This window comes from Sorangium sp. So ce1014 (assembly GCF_051521505.1).
GTDB lineage: Bacteria > Myxococcota_A > Polyangia > Polyangiales > Polyangiaceae > Sorangium.
Genome location: NZ_CP150356.1, coordinates 10,074,306 through 10,091,947, shown reverse-complemented (window position 1 = coordinate 10,091,947; position 17,642 = coordinate 10,074,306). Strand labels below are relative to the sequence as shown.

Here is a 17,642-nt window from a genome sequence, read left to right as displayed (position 1 = left end):
GCGATTCGTTGGCCCTGCGCCCCGTTCCATGCTGGTGATCGCCCGCGATGGCGACGCCGATCCCGCAGAACCTTGCCCAGTTCACCCTCGACGAGCTGGCGCGCGCGACCGGCGGGCGCGTGCTGAGGACCGGGCCGGCCGTGCGGGGCATCTCGACCGACAGCCGCACGATCGCGTCCGGCGCGGCGTTCGTCGCGCTCGCCGGTGAGGCCTTCGACGGCCATCGGTTCATCGACGCCGCGGCGCAGCGCGGGGCGGTCGCGTTCGTCGTCTCCCGGGAGGTGGCCCTGCCGCCCGAAGGCGGCGTGGTGCTCGTGGAGGACGGGCTCGCGGCGCTCGGGGCGCTGGCCAGAGCGCACCGCGAGCGATGGCGCAGGGGCGCGCACCCGGACGGGCCGCGGGCGATCGTCGCGATCGGCGGCTCCGCCGGCAAGACGACGACGACGCGGACCCTCGCGGCGCTGCTCGCCGGCGCGGGCCGAGGCGACGTGCACGCGACCGCGGGCAACCTGAACAACGCCATCGGGCTGCCGATGACGTTGCTCGGGCTCGAGGACCGCCATCGCTTCGCCGTCGTGGAGATCGGCACGAACCAGCGCGGCGAGGTCGCGGCCCTCGCGCGGATCGCGGGACCGGATCTCGCCGTGCTGACCTCCATCGGCATCGAGCACACCGAGGGGCTCGGCACGCTGGAGGACGTCGCCGCCGAGGAAGGGGATCTGCTCGCCGCCTTGCCGGCCGACGGGGTGGCCTTCGGCAACGGCGACGACGCGAAGGTGGTCGAGCAGCTCGCGCGCGCCGGCGCCGCGCGGCGAGTCCCCTACGGCTTCGGCGAGCGCGCGCAGATCCGGATCGCGGGGCGGCGGCCGGTCGGGGTGCGCGGCAGCTCGGTGCGGATCGAGCGCGGAGGCGAGGCGCTGGAGATCGTCGTCCCGCTGCTCGGCGAGGCGGGGGCGCTGGCCGCGGCGGCGGCCGTCGCGGTGGTGGAGGCGGCGCTCGGCGAGCGGCTCTCGACCGAGCGGGCGGCCCGCGCGGCCGCAGGGCTCGCGCCGCCGGGGGACGGGCGCCTCTCGGTCCGCGAGCTGCCGGACGGCACCGTGGTCATCGACGACAGCTACAACGCGAACCCCCTGTCGATGCGGTCGTCGCTCAAGACGGCCGTCGAGCTGGCCGGGGCGCTCGGGAAGCGGTTGGTCCTGCTGCTCGGCGAGATGCGTGAGCTCGGCGCGCTCGCGGCGGCGGAGCATGACGCGCTCGGCGAAGCGGTCGGGGCCGTTCGCCCGGCCGCGCTGATCGCCGTCGGCGGCGAGGCGGCGCGGATCGCGCGCGCCGCCGAGACGGCCGGCGTGCGGGCGTGGTTCGCCGGCGACGCGAGCGCCGCCGCAGTCCGGGCGCTGGAGATCGTCGAGCGTGGCGATCTGGTGCTCGTGAAGGGCTCCCGCGGGATCAGGATGGAGCGGATCGTGGAGCGGATCGTGGAGGAACTCGCCGGGCGCGGCGCCGGCGCATCGCCCTCGCCGTGAGCGCGCGCCCGTCGTCGCGCCGCGCCGCGGTCACGCGCCGAGCGCGGCCCGCGCCTCGGCGACGGACTGGCTGAGCAGGAGCTTCGCCTCCTCGTTGCTGCAGAAGGAGCGCGTGATCATGCGATCGACGTACAGCGCGCCGCGGAGGTGATCGACCTCGTGTTGGAGGATCCGGGCGGGCCAGCCGGTCGCCTCCCAGCGGATCTCCTTGCCGTCCGCGTCCACGCCGCTCACCTCGACCGACAGATCTCGCTCGACGAGCGCCATGTAGCCCGGGACGCTCAGGCAGCCCTCGAAGAACGTCGCCCGCCCCGCGCCCGTCGCGCCCTGGGGCGACGGCGCGAGGACCTTCAGCGTCGGGTTGACGATCGCCTTGAGCGGGAAGGGCACGCGGCCGCGCTCGGCGCGCTGCCCCGGCGTGAGGCGGGACATCAGCTCCTCGCTGTCCTCGAGCACGATCACCTGCTGGCTGACGCCGATCTGCGGCGCCGCGAGCCCCACGCCGGGCGCCTTGCGCATGACGGCGACCATCGTCGAGATGAGGTGCTTGAGCTGCTTCGTCCCGATCTCCTCGGGCGGGACGGGCGCGGCGGGCTTTCGCAGGACGGCTCGGCCTGCGAGGACGATCGGGGGGAGCTCCATGCTGCGGGGATGAAGCGGCGCGCTCGCGGACGCAAGCGTCGCCGGCGAAGGAGCGCGGCGCGCGTGGATGTCCTCGCGGCGAGGCGGGGGTGAGGGTAGAGGAGCGGCGCCGGCCCGCGCCCGGCCCCCGCCATGGCAGCGCCCCCTCCGCCTTCGCCGGCCCGCGCGGACGCCCCGCGCCGGCTGCTTCGCCTCGTCGTCGCGCTCGTCCTCGCGGCGCTGACGCTCGCCGCTCTCGCGGCCGTGACGCTGCGGCTAGAGCTCGAGCCGAACGTCGCCTCGCTCCTGCCCGAGCGCGGGGACGCCGCGGCGCTGCGCCGGTACGTGCGCGGGTTCGGGGGCGGCGATCTCGGCGTCGTGATGGTCAAGGGGGCCGACCCCGACGAGAACGCCGCCGTGGCCGCCGAGATCGCGCGGGCCCTCGCGGCGCGCCCGACCGTGCAGCGCGCCGCCGACCGGATCGACGTCTCGCGCGCGCTCGATCCGTGGCTCGCCTTCCGGCACGCGGACGCGCGCGTGCGGGAGCGGCTCGCCGTCGCGCTCTCGCCCGAGGGGATGCGGGAGCGCCTCGCCGAGACGCGCGCCATGCTGCTCGCGCCGGGCGGCGGCGCCGCGGCCGAGACGATCGCGGCCGACCCGCTGCGCCTCGCGCAGCTCGTCTTCGAGTCCGCGGACATCGGCTCCGGGGTGCGCACGCAGGCCGACGGCGCGTTCGCCACGGACGACGGCAAGGTGCACCTCGTCCTGGTGCAGCCGGCCGGACAGGCGCTCCGCGGCGCCGACGCGCGGGCCTTCGTCGCCGACGCGAACGCCGTCCTCGGCCCGATCCGCGCGGCGCACCCGGGGCTCACGCTCGGGCTCACCGGCGGGCACGCCATCGCCGCGGCCACCGAGGAGATGCTCACGCGCGACCTCGCCGTCTCGGGGTCGCTCTCGATGCTGCTCGCCTCCGCCGTCTTCGCGCTGCTCTTCCGCCGCATGCGCGCGCTCGCCGCGGTGATGCCGCCGCTCGTGCTCGGGACCGTCTGGACCGCGGGGCTCGCCACGGCGCTCCCGGGCGGGCTCAGCGCGATCGCGGTCGCCTTCATGTCGGTCGTCGTGGGCGTCGGCGTCGACACCGGCGTCCACGTCTACGCCGCGCTGCTCGAGGCGCGGCGCGAGGGGCTCGATCCGGAGGCGGCCGGGCGCGCCGCGAGGGCGCGGACCTTCCGCCCGGTGCTCGTCGCCGCCGTCACCGCGGCGGCGGCGTTCGGGGCGCTCGCGCTGTCGGACATCAACGCGCTCCGGCAGCTCGGCCTCCTGTGCGCCGCCGGCGAGGTGCTCACGGCGATCGCGATCGTGCTCGTGACGCCGACCGTCGGCGCCTGGCTCGAGCGGGGGCCCCCGCCGCCCGAGGCGCCGGCGCGCTGGCCCGACGGCCTCTACCGGCTCACGCGGACCCGGGGCCGCGCGCTCGCGCTCGCGGCGCTCGCGGCGCTCCCCATCGCGGCGGTCGCCCTCGGCGCCGCGCCGCCGCTCGCCGAGGCCATCGTCGCGATCCGGCCCGCCGAGCTCGAGCCGCTGAAGGTGCAGCAGGCGATCTTCGACGCGTTCGGCGGGCGGCGCGGGCAGTGGGTCGTGCTCCTCGCGGACGGCGAGCAGGAGCGCGCCCGCGCCCGCGCCGACCGGATCGCCGAGCGCCTCGCCTCGATGAAGGCCGACGTGGAGGCCGTCGACGCGCTCACCGCGCTCGCGCCCGCCGCCTCGACGCAGGCCGAGCGGTTCGCCGCGCGCGACGCGCTCGACCTGCCCGGGAGGGCCGACGAGCTCGAGCGGGCGCTCCGCGACACGGGCTTCGCGCCCGAGCGCTTCTCGACCGTGCTGGCCGGGATGCGCGCGCCGCCGAGGCACGAGGTGGCGCTCTCCGATCTCGAGCGCGGCCCCGCGTCCATCCTGCTCTCGCGCTATCTTGGGGCGGACGGGGGCGAGGCGCTCGTCGCGCTCTACGTGCGGCCGCGCGAGGCCGGCTCGGTCGAGCGGATCGAGCAGGCGATCCGCGAGGAAGACCCGAAGGCCATGCTCACCGGCTACACCCGGCTCGAGGCGTCGCTCCGCGAGACGCTCGCGCACGACATGCCGCGCATCGCGATCGTCGCCGGGGCGCTCGTGCTGCTGGCGCTCGCGGCCTCCCTCCGCAGCGCGCGCGACATCGCGCTGGCCGCGCTCGTCGTCGCTTCCGAGATCTGCCTCGTCCTCCTCCTGATCCGGGTGCTCGGCATCCCCCTGCACGTGTACGACGCGCTCGTCATCCCGGTGCTGCTCGGGATCACCGTGGACGAGGGCATGTTCCTGCTCCATCGCGCCCGCGACATCGAGGTGGCGGGCGGCGGCGACGCGGTGATCCGCGAGACGCTGCGCCACGAGGGGCCGGCGATCGCCGCCACCGCGCTGACCACGGCCGCGGGCTTCTCCGCGCTCGCGTTCTGCCGCTTCGACGGCCTCCGCGACCTGGGCCGGGTCGGCGCGCTCGGCAGCGCGGTCGGCCTCGTCGTGGCGCTCATCGTGGTGCCGGCGGGGCTGCGGCTCTGGCCCCGACCCCGCCGACGTGCGTAACATCTCGGCGTTGTCGCCCCGGAGCCTCCTCCTCCTCGCTCTCCTCGCGCTCGCGCGTCCCGCCGCGGCGCAGCCGTCGCCTTCGTCCGCAGCGCCGGCGCCCGCGCCGAGCCCGCCGCGCTCGGCCGTCGCCCGCGCGGTGGACGCGCTCGCGCGCTCGCTCGACCCCGTGACCGGTCGCGTGCTCGTGGCCGCCGGGCCGCTGGTCACCGACGCGCCGGCGCCGCGCGGCGCCCAGCTCGCGGCCACGCTCGCTGCCCACCTCGCCGGCAAGCTCGGCCCCGGCGCGCGGGCGCAGAAGGATCCGATCCCGCTGCCGCTCGCGCGCGAGGCCGCGCGCGACGACGCGGCGCTCGTCCACCTCGCCGTCGAGATCGCGGCGGGGCGGCTGCGCGTCACCGCCGACGTGTACCCGGTGCCGCGCACCGTCTGGGCGCGCATCCGCGATCCGGAGCCGGGTCCCGTCGCCCACGCCTACGCCGAGGCGCCCCTCGACGCCGAGGTCCGCAGCTTCCTCGCGCCGGTCCCGCTCGTCGCCGTCAGGGTCGACCGCGCGAAGAACTTCGAGGGCGACGTGGTCGCGCTCGCGTGCGGCGATCTCGACGCCGACGGCGCGCTCGAGATCCTCAGCGTGAGCCGGCGGCGCGTGACGACGCTCCGCCTCCGCGGCGGCCGGGTCGTGCCGCTCGCGTCGCGCTCGTGGCCGGACGTGATCGCGGTGCACCCGTCGCCGCTCCGCGAGCCGCTCGCGTTCGCCACGCTCGTCGAGCGCGAGCGGGGCGGCGAGCTCCTGCCGCCTTTCGCCGACGTGGGGCTCACCGATCGCGCGCGCAGCGTCCGCTTCGACGGCAAGCTGAAGGCGCTCGCCGAGCTCCCCGGGCTCGCGGTCCCGGACGCCGGCGGCTCGGCCTGCACGAAGACGTGGGGGGCGCTCCTCACCGGCCCGCTCGGGCCGTGCGCCCCGGCCGATCCGCCGCCGGCGACGTCGGCGCTCACCGGCCGGTACGACGCGCTCGCGTCGGCGCAGCTCCTGTCGGCGCGGGGCGAGCCGTTCACGGTCTGGGCGGCGCGCGAGCGCGGCGCGGTCGAGCTCCGGGACAGCGCGGGCCGTCGCAACGTCGTGGGCAGCGCCGGGGCGCAGCTCGCGATCGGCGATCTCGATCAGGACGGAGAGCCCGAGCTGCTCGCCAGCCTCGACGTGCTGGATCCGCTCGAGGATGCCGTCGTGGTCTGGTCGTGGCGGCGTCGCGACGGCGGCCCTTCGCGCGCGGCGCCTCAGGAGCTCCTGCGCCTGCCGGCGCCGGCGGGGGTGCGCGCCCTTGCCGTCTGCCCGCCCGACGGGCCCGGGCGCGTCCCCTTCGCGGTCGCGACGGCCGACGAGATCTGGGTGGTGCGGTGAGCCGCTCGTTCCCGCGTCGCGCCTTCCTCGGCGGCGCCGGCGCGCTGCTCGGCGCGGCCGCCCTCCCGGCGCGCGCCCGCGCCATGGGGCGCACCCCGCTTGGCGGCCGCATCTCGATGCACCTCCCGTGGCCGACGGGCGCGCTCGATCCGCACGACCTGAGCGATCCGGCCGCTGCCCTGTTCGCGTCGGCGATCGCCGACAGCCTCTTCGGGCTCGACGCGTCCGGCAACCCGTACCCGACGCTCTCGTCCGCGCTGCCGTCGCGCGAGGGGGACGCCACGGTCGTGCGCCTGCGTGAGGGGTTGCGCACCGCGCGCCTGCTCAAGCTCGACGGCCGCGACATCGTGAGCTCGGTCGAGCGCGCCCGCGCCCGCGGCGCCGCCGCGGCGCTCGCCGAGGTCCCGAGGCCCGAGCGGCACCCGAAGGATCCGCTCGCCGCCGTGTTCCCGCGCGCGGATCCCGCCCGCGTCGCCCGCGCGCTCGCGTCGCCGATGGTGGCGCTGCTGCCGCGCAGCTTCGACCCCGCGGCGCCGGACGGCACCGGCGCCTTCCTGGCCGACCTCGGCCCGCAGCGGATCCTGCTGACGCGCAACGACGTCGCCGCGCGCGGCGCTGCCTTCCTGGACGCGATCGAGGTGATCCGCTCCGAGGACCTGACGACCTCCCTGCGCGCGTTCGAGACCGAGCGCGACGACCTCGGCTGGCTCGGCGCCGGGCTGCACACGAACCGCCGCGGCGCTGTCCGCTTCGATCTCGGCGTCGCCGGGTGGATCGTGCTGACCACGGGCCCGGAGGCCGGGCCCTTCGGTCAGCCCGGCGTTGCGCAGCGGCTGGTCGACGCGCTGCCGCCCGAGCGCCTCGCGCACCTCGGCCTGGTCGGTCTCCCGAGGGCGCACGGCGATCCCGCGTGGGGCGGTCCTCCGGCGGAGCTGCTCGTGGATGACTCTGCCGCGCATCTCGTCGAGGTCGCCGAGGCCGTCGCGCCGATCCTCTCGCGGCCTGGGCACGAGGTCACGGCAGAGCCGGTCTCGCGCGCTGAGCTCGGGCGCCGCCGGGCCCGTGGCAAGGCGGCGCTCGCGATCGAGCTGGTGCGCCCGCTCGGCCAGGGGCCTCTCAACGCCTTGCTCGCGCTCGCGACCGCCGCCGACCGCGGCCGTGCCCTCGATCTTGCCCGTCATCCGCCGCGGCTCGCGCCCACCGCAGCGCCGCGCTCGCTCACCGCCACGCTCCGCCTCGGCGTGATCGCCGAGGTCCGGATCGCGGGCGGCGTGCTGCCGGACATCGCGCTCGCGCGCGCCGGAAGCGGCGAGGGCTGGGATCTTGGCGCCACGTTCCGTCGTTCTGCCGGGCGCTGACGCGCTCCGACGTGGAACCGGATGCCCGCCGGCGGGGGGTGCTGTCATTTGCCCAGAGAGGGTCCACATGAAGTCTGGAGGTTATGGAAATCATTGGTGTTTCCTTCCCGCCTTCCCGCCTTCAGGTTCAAATGACTGCACCGCCCGCCGGCGCCCGCCGGGCAGCCGACGCGACCGCGCCGTAGCTGTTCGGGACGTCCGGGCGAGCGGCGCGCCGGTGCGCCGGTGCGCCGACGGGGAGGGGGGTTGCTTCGAGCGCTTGCGCCGAGGGGACATTTGGTTACTATCGGCTGGTCACGAACGTCACTGGCACTCGACACGACGCTTCTCTTCTCGGGGATCGCGGATTGATCGCGGACTGGACGACGCAACGTGTGGCGCATCGGGGGCTCCTCCCCAGCGCCGCCCTCCCTCGATCCCCCACGGCTCCATCGGGGCGGCAGGGCATGTTCGGCACCGAAGCTGACGCATCTCGCAGAGCCGTGAAGTGAATCAGTGTCATGGGTACTCGCCTCTACGTTGGTAATCTCCCCTTCTCCGCCACCAAGGCCTCCGTGCAGGCTGCGTTCGCCCAGAGCGGCGAGGTGACGGATGTGCACATCGTGACCGACCGCGAAAGTGGGCAGTCGCGAGGTTTCGGGTTCGTCACGATGGGCACGCCTGAGCAGGCCCAGCAGGCGATCGAGCAGATGAATGGCGCCATGATGGACGGCCGTCCGCTTCGCGTGAACGAGGCGGAGGAGCGGGTCCAGCGCAGCGGTGGCGGCGGCGGCGGCGGTTACGGCGGCGGCGGCGGCGGCGGTTACGGCGGCGGCAGCAGCGGCGGCGGTGGTCGCGGCGGCGGCGGCGGCGGTTACGGCGGCGGCGGCGGCGGCGGTGGTCGCGGCGGCGGCGGTGGTGGTGGTCGCGGCGGCCGTGGCGGTCGCGGCGGCGGCGATCGGTACTAAGTCGAGCTAGGTCGACGTTCACGCGGCGGCGCCTCTCCCGGGAGGCGCCGCCGTTTTCGTTCGCGGGCGGGGGAGCTTGCTCCTCTGCCCCGCGAGCGTCAGAGACCGGCGCGCTGAACGCCCTCACGCTCCGGGCGCGGCAGCTGACCGCCGATGCCACCCTCCTTTCCTTTGTCGCTCAAGCCGTCACCGCGGGCGATCTCGCTTTACTATTTCGGCATCTTCGCCGTCCTCGGTGTGTACCTGCCGCTGTTCCCGAGCTGGCTGGAGGGGCGGGGGGTCCGGGGCCTCGCGATGGGGGCGATCGCGGCGACGCTCCCCGCGATGGGCCTCGTCGCGCCGCCGGTGTTCGGCTTCATCGCCGACTCGCTCGGCGTGCGGGTGTGGCTGATCCGGGTGGCCTGCGCCGGCGCCCTCGTCGCGTTCGCGCTGCTCGCGCTGTCGTCGGCGCTCGGCGTCTCGCTCGGCTTCGGCGGGCTCTTCGTCGCGGCGCTCGCGTTCGCGTTCTTCCGAGCGCCGATGTTCACGATGGCCGACGTCGTCGCGATCGAGACGTCGCTGAGCTCCGGGATCGCCTACGGCCGGCTCAGGCTCTGGGGATCGATCAGCTTCGCGCTGATGGCGATCGTCGGCGGGGCCCTCGTCGATCCGGCGCGGCCGGCGGCGTTCCCCGTCACGATCGCCGCCGCGCTGCTGGCCGCGTTCACCATCTCGTGGACCCTGCCAGCGGGCGCCGAGGCGCCCCTTCGGCGGCTCGGCCACCGAGTCGGCGCGGAGGGCGATGCGGGCGCGCCGCGCTCGCCCGCCGCCGGAGGCTCCGTGCGAGAGCGCGCCCGTGCTCTCCTCCAGAGCCGCGACTTCCGCCTGTTCCTCGCGGCGTCGTTCCTGGCCCAGAGCGCGAACTCTTCCTACGACCTCTGCTACACGCTGCACCTGCGCGACGTCGGCTTCCCCGAGTCGCTCGTCGGGGTCGCGTGGGCCGTCGGCGTCGCCGGCGAGATCGCGCTCATGGCGTTCTCCGGCCCTCTGCTCAAGCGCTTCGCGCCGCCCGCGGTGCTCGCCTTCGCCTTCGCGGGCGCCTCGCTCCGCTGGGCGCTGCTCTCGAACGTGCGCTGGTGGCCCGCGCTGCTCGCGATCCAGCCGCTCCATGCGGTCTCCTTCGCCATGATGTGGGTCGCCTCGCTCGCGTACACGCGGGATCGCGCCCCGCCGCAGATCCTCGCCACGGCGCAGGGGCTCTTCTCCGCAAGCGCCGGCGCCGGATCCGTCATCGGAATGCTCACATGGGGCGAACTCTACAAGCGCGGGGGCGGCACCCTCACGTTCGGCATCGCCTCGATCACGGCATTGTTGGCATTCGTCCTGGCTGTGACCTTCGCGCGATCGGCGCGGCGCTCATTGTCAGGGAGCTCAATTTTTTCTGTCAGCTCCCAGGGCCAGGAGTAACGTTACGTTTTCCGCAGCACGCGTAGGCGCGCGCGGGCACTACCTGAACGAGGCGAGCATGTGCGGGATCGTCGGATACGTTGGGTCAAAGAAGGCGGCGCCGATCATCGTCGAAGGGCTGCGCAAGCTGGAGTATCGGGGCTACGACTCGGCCGGCATTGCCATTCATGACGGCAAGGGCATCGAGATCGTCCGGACGCTCGGCAAGCTGGTCAAGCTCAGCGAGGCGCTCGAGAAGCGGACCCTCGACGGCACCACGGGCATCGGCCACACGCGGTGGGCGACGCACGGCCGCCCGAGCGAGGTGAACGCCCACCCGCACTCCGCGGGCCCGGTGGCCGTCGTTCACAACGGCATCATCGAGAACCACGTGGCCATCCGGCAGCAGCTGGAGAGCCAGGGGGTCAAGTTCCTCTCCGACACGGACACCGAGATCGTCGCTCACCTCGTCCACCGCGAGCTCCAGAAGGGCGCGAAGTCGCTCCTCGATGCCGTGCGCGGGTCGCTCCGGCAGGTCCACGGCGCCTATGCGATCGCGGTCGTCTCGCGCGAGCAGCCCGACGTCATCGTCGCCGCCCGGTATGGCTCGCCGCTCGTCGTCGGCGTCGGCGAGAGCGAGATGCTGTGCGGCAGCGACATCCCCGCGCTGCTCGCGCACACCCGCGACATGATCTTCCTCGAGGACGGCGACATCGTCGAGCTGCGTGCGGACGGCGTCCGCATCGAGACCGTGACCGGGAGCGACAAGGTCGAGCGGCGCGTGAAGCGCATCGACTGGAGCCCCGTCCAGGCGGAGCGCGGCGGCTACAAGCACTTCATGCTGAAGGAGATCCACGAGCAGCCGGACGTCGTCGAGGCGACGCTGCGCGGCAGGATCGATCTCGCCGCCGGCGACGTGCACGCGACCGAGATGGGCGTCACGCCCGAGTTCGCGAGGGAGCTGCGCCGGGTCTACATCGTCGCCTGCGGCACGAGCCACCACGCCGGCATCGCCGGCCGCTACTGGATCGAGCAGGTCGCCAGGGTCCCCACGGTGGTCGAGCTCGCGAGCGAGGTCCGCTACCGCGAGCCGATCTTCTTCCCCGACGATCTCGTGATCGCGATCAGCCAGTCGGGCGAGACCGCCGACACGATCGCGGCCCTCAAGGCGGCCAAGGCGCAGGGCGCCAAGGTGCTGGCGCTCTGCAACGTGCTCGACAGCGCGATCCCCCGCCTCTCCGACGGCGCGCTCTACACGCACGCGGGCCCCGAGATCGGCGTCGCCTCGACCAAGGCCTTCACCACGCAGCTCGCCGCGCTGCTCCTGCTCGCGGTCTACCTCGGCCGCCGCCGCGAGTCGCTCTCCGCGGAGCGCGGGCGCGAGGTCCTCCAGGCCCTCTGGGAGATCCCGAGCCACATGCGCGAGGTGCTCGGCGACGCCGACTACGTGCACGCGATCGCGAAGCGCCTCGTCCACGCGAAGGACGTCCTCTTCCTCGGGCGCGGCCTCGGCTTCCCCATCGCGCTCGAGGGCGCGCTCAAGCTCAAGGAGATCTCGTACGCCCACGCGGAGGGCTACGCGGCCGGCGAGATGAAGCACGGGCCGATCGCCCTCATCGACGAGGCTCTCCCCGTCATCGTCGTCTGCCCGCGCGACGCGCACTACGACAAGACCTTCTCCAACCTGCAGGAGGTCCGGGCGCGCGAGGGGCAGGTCATCGCCATCGCCACCAAGGGCGACGAGTCGATCCTCGAGACCGCGCAGCACCACGTCTGGATCCCCAAGGTGCTGGACGAGGTGGGGCCGCTCCTCACGGTGCTCCCGCTCCAGCTCATCGCCTATTACGTCGCCAACCTGAAGGGCAACGACGTCGACCAGCCGCGCAACCTCGCGAAGACGGTCACGGTCGAGTAGCGGCTCCCTCGCGGCGGGCTCGCGCCGGCGTCGCGGGCGGCCCTCCTGAGCGGCGCGGGCGCCCCGCGCCCCGCCTGCGCGCCGGCCCGGGGCCGCGGCTATGCTGCGCGCATGCGCATCCCCGGCAGAACGGAGCGGCGGGTCGTCGCGGCCATCCTCGTGACCGCGCTCATCCCGCTCGTCGCCAGCATCGTGGTCGCCAGGACGGTGATCGCGCGGGTGTCGGCGACGGCGTTCCAGCCCGAGTTCAGCGTCCACCTGGACAGGGCGCTCGGCGTGTACGCCGAGCTGGCCGCCGCCATCAAGCAGGGCATGCGCTCCGAGGCCGAGGCGATCGCCGCGGCGGACCCGCTGCGCCGGAGCGCCTTCGCCGGAGACGCGGAGCTCCTCGCGGACGAGCTCGCGCGCATCGTCGCGGCCCACGCCACGCTGGTCTCCCTCCGCGTCGAGCGCTGCGGCGGCGAGCTCGTCAGCGCGCGGGAGCGCGGCCGACCGGTGGACCCGACGCACGAGAAGACGCTCACCGTCCGGAAGGCGATCGAGCGCGCCTCCGGCCGCCCCGGCTTGCCCGCCGAGCTCGCGCCCGAGGACGGCGAGTGCGACGGCGACGCGAGGACCCTCGTCGCGACGTTCGCCGCGCCGAGCGCCCGCTTCGACGAGCTCGAGTCCGCGCAGGCGTTCGCGCAGGCGTACCGCGCCCTCGAGCGCGAGCACCGGAAGGAGTACCTCGACGAGAGCTACGGCGATGCCTTCGCCGCCCTTCTAGGCGCGACGATCGTCCTCGCCGTCCTCGCCGGCGTGCTCGTGGCGCGCCCCGTGGCCGACCGCATCGCGCGGCTCGCCGCGGCGACCCGGCCCGTCGCCGAGGGCGATCTCTCGGTGCGCGTGGCGCTCCCGGGCAACGACGAGGTCGCCGACCTCGGCCGCGCCTTCAACCGCATGCTCGAGGAGCTCGAGGGCAGCCGCGCGAGGATCGAGTTCCTCAAGCGCATGGGCGAGTGGCAGAAGATGGCGCGGCACCTCGCGCACGAGATCAAGAACCCGCTGACGCCCATCCAGCTCGCCGTCGAGGAGTGTCACCGCCGCTATGCGGGCAGCGACCCGGCCTACCAGCGCCTGCTCCAGACCACGCTCGAGGTCGTCGAGGAGGAGGTCGGCACGCTGCGCCGGCTCGTCGGCGAGTTCTCCAATTTCGCGCGGCTCCCGCAGGCCGAGCTCGAGCCGTCGGATCTCGCGGAGTTCCTGCGGGAGCAGGGTGAGCGCTTCGCGGCGGTCGAGGAGGCGGGGCGCGAGCACGCCTCGGACGAGGCGCTGCTCGGGCGCATCGATCTCGAGTTTGACGTGCCGGACGCCCCGATGCCGGCCGCGCTCGATCGGGAGATGCTCCGGCGCGCCCTCGGCAACATCGTGCGCAACGCGGCGCAGGCGCTGCGCGACGCGCAGCGTGCGGCGCCGGGCGGAGGCGCTGCAGAGCGCCCCGGCGCCCTGTGGGGCAGGGTCCGCGTCTCGGCGCGGAGCGAGGGGCAGAGCCACCTGATCGCGATCGACGACGACGGCCCGGGCATCGATCCCGCCGTGCGCGACTCGGTCTTCGATCCCTACGTCACGACGCGGTACGACGGCACCGGGCTCGGCCTGAGCATCGTGAAGAAGATCGTCGTCGACCATGGCGGCACCATCGACGTGCTCGAGTCCCCGTTCGGGGGCGCGCGCTTCGTCATCCGGCTCCCGCGCGCAGGCACACCCGCGGCGCGCGCCGCGCAGACGGTCGAGGACGAGGGCGGACCGCGGTCGACCTCGCGCGCGGCGGGCGGACCCGGGAGCCCGGCGGCGCTCGGGCGCGACGTCTTCTCCGAGGGCGATCGCGAGGTGGCCGCAGGGAGCGCCGGCCTGGCCCGACCCGCCGCTGGCGATGGCGGCGGCGCCTAGCGGGGCGGGGTCGAGCGCCCTCCGCGAGAGCCATCTGCACGAGGTTGATCCTCACGGAGGAGGCGCCGAGCTACCCGCACCCAGGAGCTCGGGCCGGGCTGCCGGCGGGAGGCCCCGGCAGCGAAAGCGCGCCTCCGGACCGGCCGGTGGTCAGGAGATGCTTGACCAGCCGGCCCCGCTTTGACATGTTCGCCCGCGGAGAGGTGACCGAGAGGCCGAAGGTGCCTGATTCGAAATCAGGTGTACCCGCAAGGGTACCGCGGGTTCGAATCCCGCTCTCTCCGCTACGCTTGGCTGCTTGCCCCCGTTGAACCAGGTGGGCTCTGACCGCTCGCTCACGCGCGGGCGGCGCCGGTCCGGCAGAAGCGGGGCGCATCGAGGAAGTATCGGGAGAGGTGACCGAGTGGTCGAAGGTGCACGACTGGAAATCGTGTGTACGGAAACGTACCGCGGGTTCGAATCCCGCCCTCTCCGCCGAGCTGAACAGTCCGTCGACTCCTGATGGTGAGCTCCTCCGAACCGAGCCCGCAGGAAATCCTCAAGAGCGCGAGCCGGTGCGAGCGCTCGTGCGACCAGAACGTCGCCAGAACGTCGCCAGAACGTCGCCAGAACGTCGATCGACGCGCTTGACCGACCCACGCCGGACGATGACGATGACGACGAGGGGCCCACGATAGGACCCGAGACGCTTGACAGGCGGAGGGCCGCCTTGTAGAAGTTGCGCCCGTTTTTGGCAGGCGCCCTTCCGGAGTTTTTCGCCCAATGAATCCTCAGCCCAAGTCCTTTTCCGCCAAGCCTGCGGAGGCCCGCAACGAGCGTACGTGGTGGGTGATCGACGCGGAAGGCAAGCCCCTCGGCCGCCTTGCTAGCCGCATCGCCACGGTGCTTCGCGGCAAGAACAAGCCCACGTTCACCCCGCACGTCGACACCGGCGACTTCGTGATCGTCGTCAACGCCAAGAAGGTCCTTCTGACGGGTCGCAAACTCCAGCAGAAGAACTACGTTCGGCACAGCGGCGCGCCGGGCGGCTTCCGCTCCGAGGCGTACGGTCATCTGCTCGAGCGCAAGCCGGAGCTCCCCATCCAGAAGGCCGTGAAGGGCATGCTCCCGAAGAACGTGCTCGGACGTGAGCTCATCACCAAGCTCAAGGTCTACGCCGGTCCCGATCACCCCCACGCGGCGCAGAAACCGCAGCCCCTTAGCTACAGCTGAGCAAAGCCATGACGGAAACGAGAACGTACGCCACTGGGAAGCGTAAGACCGCGGTCGCGCGCATCTTCCTCTCGCCGGGCACCGGCACCATCAAGGTCAACAAGAGGCCCGCCGACGAGTACTTCGTCCGCGAGACCTCGCGGATGGTGATGCGGCAGTCGCTGGAGCTGCTCGAGGTGCTCGAGCAGTTCGACGTGAACGCGACCGTCGTCGGCGGTGGCCACAGCGCCCAGGCCGAGGCGATGCGGCACGGCATCGCGCGCGCCCTCTGCGAGCTCGATCCGGAGCGCAGGCCCTCGCTCAAGCGCGCGGGCTTCCTCACGCGCGACGCGCGCAAGAAGGAGCGCAAGAAGTACGGCCAGCCCGGCGCCCGCAAGCGCTTCCAGTACTCGAAGCGGTAGCAGGCCCAGGTTGCCGCCCCTCAGGGCGGACGCCATGGCGAAGACGTCGAGGACGCGAGGGCTCATCCCCTCGGCGTCCTCGATGTTTTTTGTCTGTCGGCCATGCGAGGACGTCGAGGACGTCGAGGACGCGAGGGCTCGTCCCCGGCGTCCTCGTACTTCTGTTCTCTCCGAGCGGACCTCTCGGCCCGCCCGGTGTCACATCGTCTCCGGCGGGCTCTTGAGATCGGGGCCTTCGATGAGCTCGCCCTCGTCGTCTCCGGCGCCTTCGGGCGGCTTCGCTTCGGGCTCGGTCGGCCCGCTCGGCCCGACCTCGGGTGCCGCGGAGACCGTGGCCTCGCTGCCGGCGGCCGCGGGCGGTGGAGGGGTCGGCTCCGCGGCCTCCGGCTTCACCGGCTCGGGCGGCGGCTCGGGCAGCGGGATGGCGTCGAGCCGCTTGTCGAGCGCCTCCTTCGCCGCGGCGAACGCCTCGCGATCGACGCCGGGCATCACGCGCTCGCCGTCGAGCTGGAGCGTCTCGGCGTCGAAGTACTTGCCGTCCTTCTTCGCGCTGAAGTGAAGGTGCGGGCCCGTCGAGCGGCCCGTCGAGCCCACGTACCCGACGAGCTGGTGGGTGCCCACCTTCATGCCGGCCTTGATGCCGGGGGCATACCTCGACAGGTGGGCGTAACCGGTGCTGATGCCGTTCGCATGCAGGACGGTGACGAGGTTGCCGCTCGGACCCGCGGGGCCGACCCACTCGACGACGCCGCGGTACGCCGAGTACACCGGCGTTCCCGTCGGCGCGCCGAAGTCGGTCCCGTTGTGGGGCATGGGCCTCTTCAGCACCGGGTGCATCCGCTTCGGGTTGAACTTCGACGTCACGGGCGCGCCCGGGACCGGCGCGCGCCAGCCGCCCGCGAACGGCTGCCGGCCGCGCTCATCGAAGTAGCCGCGGGCTTCCTGCCCCTTGAAATCGTAGATGCGCAGCGGCTTCTCGGCGGGGTCCGCTGGCCGGTACTCGAGCGCGATCATCTTCTTGTACCGGGAGAACATCCCGAGCGCCGTCTCTTCCATGGCGATCAGCCGGACGGTGCTCCCTTCCTCGAAGCCCTCCGTCGACATACGCCCGCTCAGCGCCTCGTCGATCTCGTCGAGCACGCCCGGCTCCAGGCCGCCCGCCTGGTACGCGCTCGTAAGATCCTTCCCCACGTAGAAGGCGGCGATGACCTCCTCCTCGGCGATCTTCATGTCGAGCGTGGCGCCCGAGAGCAGCCCGTCCGCGCCCTCTCTCGCCTGGTAGATCTCGCTCGCCGAGACCTCGTACTCGAAGGCGCGGACGCGGCGCGTGGAGCGGTCCATCGCGGCCGTGAACCGGTCCTTGCGGCCGCACTTGTCGAACTTCCGCAGCCCCTCGAAGGCCTTCATGATCCGGTAGATCTGCGCCTTCGGCACGCCCTTCTCGCCGAGGGCCGTGATGAACGACCGGCGATCCATTACGTCGCTCGCCAGGATCACGGACGGATCCTTCGCGAGCTCGGAGAGCCGCCACGGGCCAGGCAGCGGCGTGCGCTTCTTGGCCTTCACCTCGGGCGCGGCGGAGAGCCTGGCGGTCTCTTCCGTCCCTGCGGCCGAGCCCGCCGGGCTCCCTGCGACAAGCGCGCGCTCGTCGCGCACCGGGACGCTCTGGATCAACAGCGCGATGAGTGAGGTGAGCGTCGCGAGGCCGAAGATACCGCCGAAGACCGCGGTCATGCGTGGCGAGAGGTGCGGCCCCGGAGGCGGCCGGCTGAGGCCGGCGGGCAGGCGTGGGCCGTCGGCCATGCCGGGTCCTGCGTAGGGGCCGCCGTCCACGAGCGACGGCCGCGAGGGGTGCGGTCGCGGATCGCTGCCGCGCGACCATTGCGCTGCTCCACGCCCGCGAGAAGAAGGAGGAGGAAGCTGCCCCCACGTCGGCGCCGCGCGCGCGCGCAGATCGCCGCCGCGCGACCAGGGCGCGGCCGGCGCGCTCTCGCCCCGGCGATGGCTCGGCAGCGGCGCGGCCAGCGGCGGCGTCGCAGGTCTGCTGGAGGCGTCCAGCGCGTCGTCCGCCACATCGTCGGCCGCGCTGGTGCGCGCGAGATCCGCGCGCGGCGCGTCCGGCGCGCCCGGCGGGGCGGCGGCGCCGGGCTCTGCGCGCGGCGCGTCCAGCGGGGCGGCGGCGCCGGGCCCGGCCGCGCTGCCGGCGGCTCCGTTCCGCTCCTCGGAGCGGTCCGCGGCGTCCGGCGCTCCGGAGGCCTCCAGCGGGTTCTGGGGTACTGCACTCGGCACGCCGACGTGC

General features: G+C 73.9%; 12 protein-coding genes and 2 tRNA genes. 12 read left to right on the top strand and 2 right to left on the bottom strand.

Annotated features, from left to right (window positions below; genetic code table 11):
• The first annotated feature begins 47 nt into the window (after positions 1–47).
• A complete protein-coding gene (locus WME75_RS38285) occupies positions 48–1,523 on the top strand; it encodes a UDP-N-acetylmuramoyl-tripeptide--D-alanyl-D-alanine ligase (protein ID WP_437481548.1) in 1,476 nt (491 codons plus the stop codon).
• A 30-nt stretch (positions 1,524–1,553) separates the two neighbouring features.
• On the opposite strand, the gene WME75_RS38280 is transcribed toward WME75_RS38285, so the two are convergent.
• Entirely contained in the window at positions 1,554–2,165 is a 612-nt protein-coding gene (locus WME75_RS38280) for a peptide deformylase (RefSeq protein WP_437481547.1), read from the bottom strand.
• Between the two features lie 132 nt (positions 2,166–2,297).
• On the opposite strand from WME75_RS38280, the gene WME75_RS38275 reads away from it, so the two are divergent.
• The 11 genes from WME75_RS38275 to rpsI all read left to right on the top strand — a co-directional run bounded on the left by WME75_RS38275 (position 2,298) and on the right by rpsI (position 15,343).
• Positions 2,298–4,757, top strand: a complete 2,460-nt coding sequence (locus tag WME75_RS38275; protein ID WP_437481546.1) for an MMPL family transporter — start codon at positions 2,298–2,300, stop codon at positions 4,755–4,757.
• Positions 4,750–6,156, top strand: a complete 1,407-nt coding sequence (locus WME75_RS38270) for a hypothetical protein (protein ID WP_437481545.1) — start codon at positions 4,750–4,752, stop codon at positions 6,154–6,156. The genes WME75_RS38275 and WME75_RS38270 overlap by 8 nt, the downstream gene beginning before the upstream one ends.
• Positions 6,153–7,514 (top strand): hypothetical protein, encoded by a 1,362-nt coding sequence (locus tag WME75_RS38265; RefSeq protein WP_437481544.1) that lies wholly within the window; start codon positions 6,153–6,155, stop codon positions 7,512–7,514. The genes WME75_RS38270 and WME75_RS38265 overlap by 4 nt, the downstream gene beginning before the upstream one ends.
• A gap of 500 nt (positions 7,515–8,014) precedes the next feature.
• Positions 8,015–8,461 carry an RNA recognition motif domain-containing protein gene (locus WME75_RS38260; RefSeq protein WP_437481543.1) on the top strand — a complete coding sequence of 149 codons (447 nt, stop codon included), beginning with the start codon at positions 8,015–8,017 and terminating at the stop codon, positions 8,459–8,461.
• 171 nt (positions 8,462–8,632) lie between these two features.
• Positions 8,633–9,907: an MFS transporter gene (locus tag WME75_RS38255; protein ID WP_437481542.1), complete on the top strand. Its 1,275-nt coding sequence runs from the start codon at positions 8,633–8,635 to the stop codon at positions 9,905–9,907.
• 58 nt (positions 9,908–9,965) lie between these two features.
• Positions 9,966–11,801 carry a glutamine--fructose-6-phosphate transaminase (isomerizing) gene (gene glmS / locus WME75_RS38250; protein ID WP_437481541.1) on the top strand — a complete coding sequence of 612 codons (1,836 nt, stop codon included), beginning with the start codon at positions 9,966–9,968 and terminating at the stop codon, positions 11,799–11,801.
• A 111-nt stretch (positions 11,802–11,912) separates the two neighbouring features.
• Positions 11,913–13,730, top strand: coding sequence for an ATP-binding protein (locus WME75_RS38245; RefSeq protein WP_437481540.1), 1,818 nt, complete (start codon positions 11,913–11,915; stop codon positions 13,728–13,730).
• 197 nt (positions 13,731–13,927) lie between these two features.
• Positions 13,928–14,014 (top strand) — tRNA-Ser (locus WME75_RS38240).
• A gap of 105 nt (positions 14,015–14,119) precedes the next feature.
• Positions 14,120–14,204: transfer RNA gene (locus WME75_RS38235), tRNA-Ser, on the top strand.
• A gap of 288 nt (positions 14,205–14,492) precedes the next feature.
• Positions 14,493–14,942, top strand: a complete 450-nt coding sequence (gene rplM, locus WME75_RS38230; protein ID WP_437481539.1) for a 50S ribosomal protein L13 — start codon at positions 14,493–14,495, stop codon at positions 14,940–14,942.
• Between the two features lie 8 nt (positions 14,943–14,950).
• Positions 14,951–15,343, top strand: a complete 393-nt coding sequence (rpsI, locus tag WME75_RS38225) for a 30S ribosomal protein S9 (RefSeq protein ID WP_437481538.1) — start codon at positions 14,951–14,953, stop codon at positions 15,341–15,343.
• A 198-nt stretch (positions 15,344–15,541) separates the two neighbouring features.
• On the opposite strand, the gene WME75_RS38220 is transcribed toward rpsI, so the two are convergent.
• The gene (locus tag WME75_RS38220; RefSeq protein ID WP_437481537.1) at positions 15,542–17,632 is read right to left on the bottom strand and encodes a M23 family metallopeptidase; all 2,091 of its coding nucleotides are present in this window, start codon (positions 17,630–17,632) and stop codon (positions 15,542–15,544) included.
• Positions 17,633–17,642: the final 10 nt, after the last annotated feature.

What these genes read in the sequence shown, in the direction of transcription:
- WME75_RS38285 (WP_437481548.1), top strand. Translation starts at nt 48, where the DNA reads ATGGCGACGCCGATCCCGCAGAACCTTGCCCAGTTCACCCTCGACGAG.
- WME75_RS38280 (WP_437481547.1), bottom strand. Translation starts at nt 2,165, where the DNA reads ATGGAGCTCCCCCCGATCGTCCTCGCAGGCCGAGCCGTCCTGCGAAAG.
- WME75_RS38275 (WP_437481546.1), top strand. Translation starts at nt 2,298, where the DNA reads ATGGCAGCGCCCCCTCCGCCTTCGCCGGCCCGCGCGGACGCCCCGCGC.
- WME75_RS38260 (WP_437481543.1), top strand. Translation starts at nt 8,015, where the DNA reads ATGGGTACTCGCCTCTACGTTGGTAATCTCCCCTTCTCCGCCACCAAG.
- glmS (WP_437481541.1), top strand. Translation starts at nt 9,966, where the DNA reads ATGTGCGGGATCGTCGGATACGTTGGGTCAAAGAAGGCGGCGCCGATC.
- WME75_RS38245 (WP_437481540.1), top strand. Translation starts at nt 11,913, where the DNA reads ATGCGCATCCCCGGCAGAACGGAGCGGCGGGTCGTCGCGGCCATCCTC.
- rplM (WP_437481539.1), top strand. Translation starts at nt 14,493, where the DNA reads ATGAATCCTCAGCCCAAGTCCTTTTCCGCCAAGCCTGCGGAGGCCCGC.
- rpsI (WP_437481538.1), top strand. Translation starts at nt 14,951, where the DNA reads ATGACGGAAACGAGAACGTACGCCACTGGGAAGCGTAAGACCGCGGTC.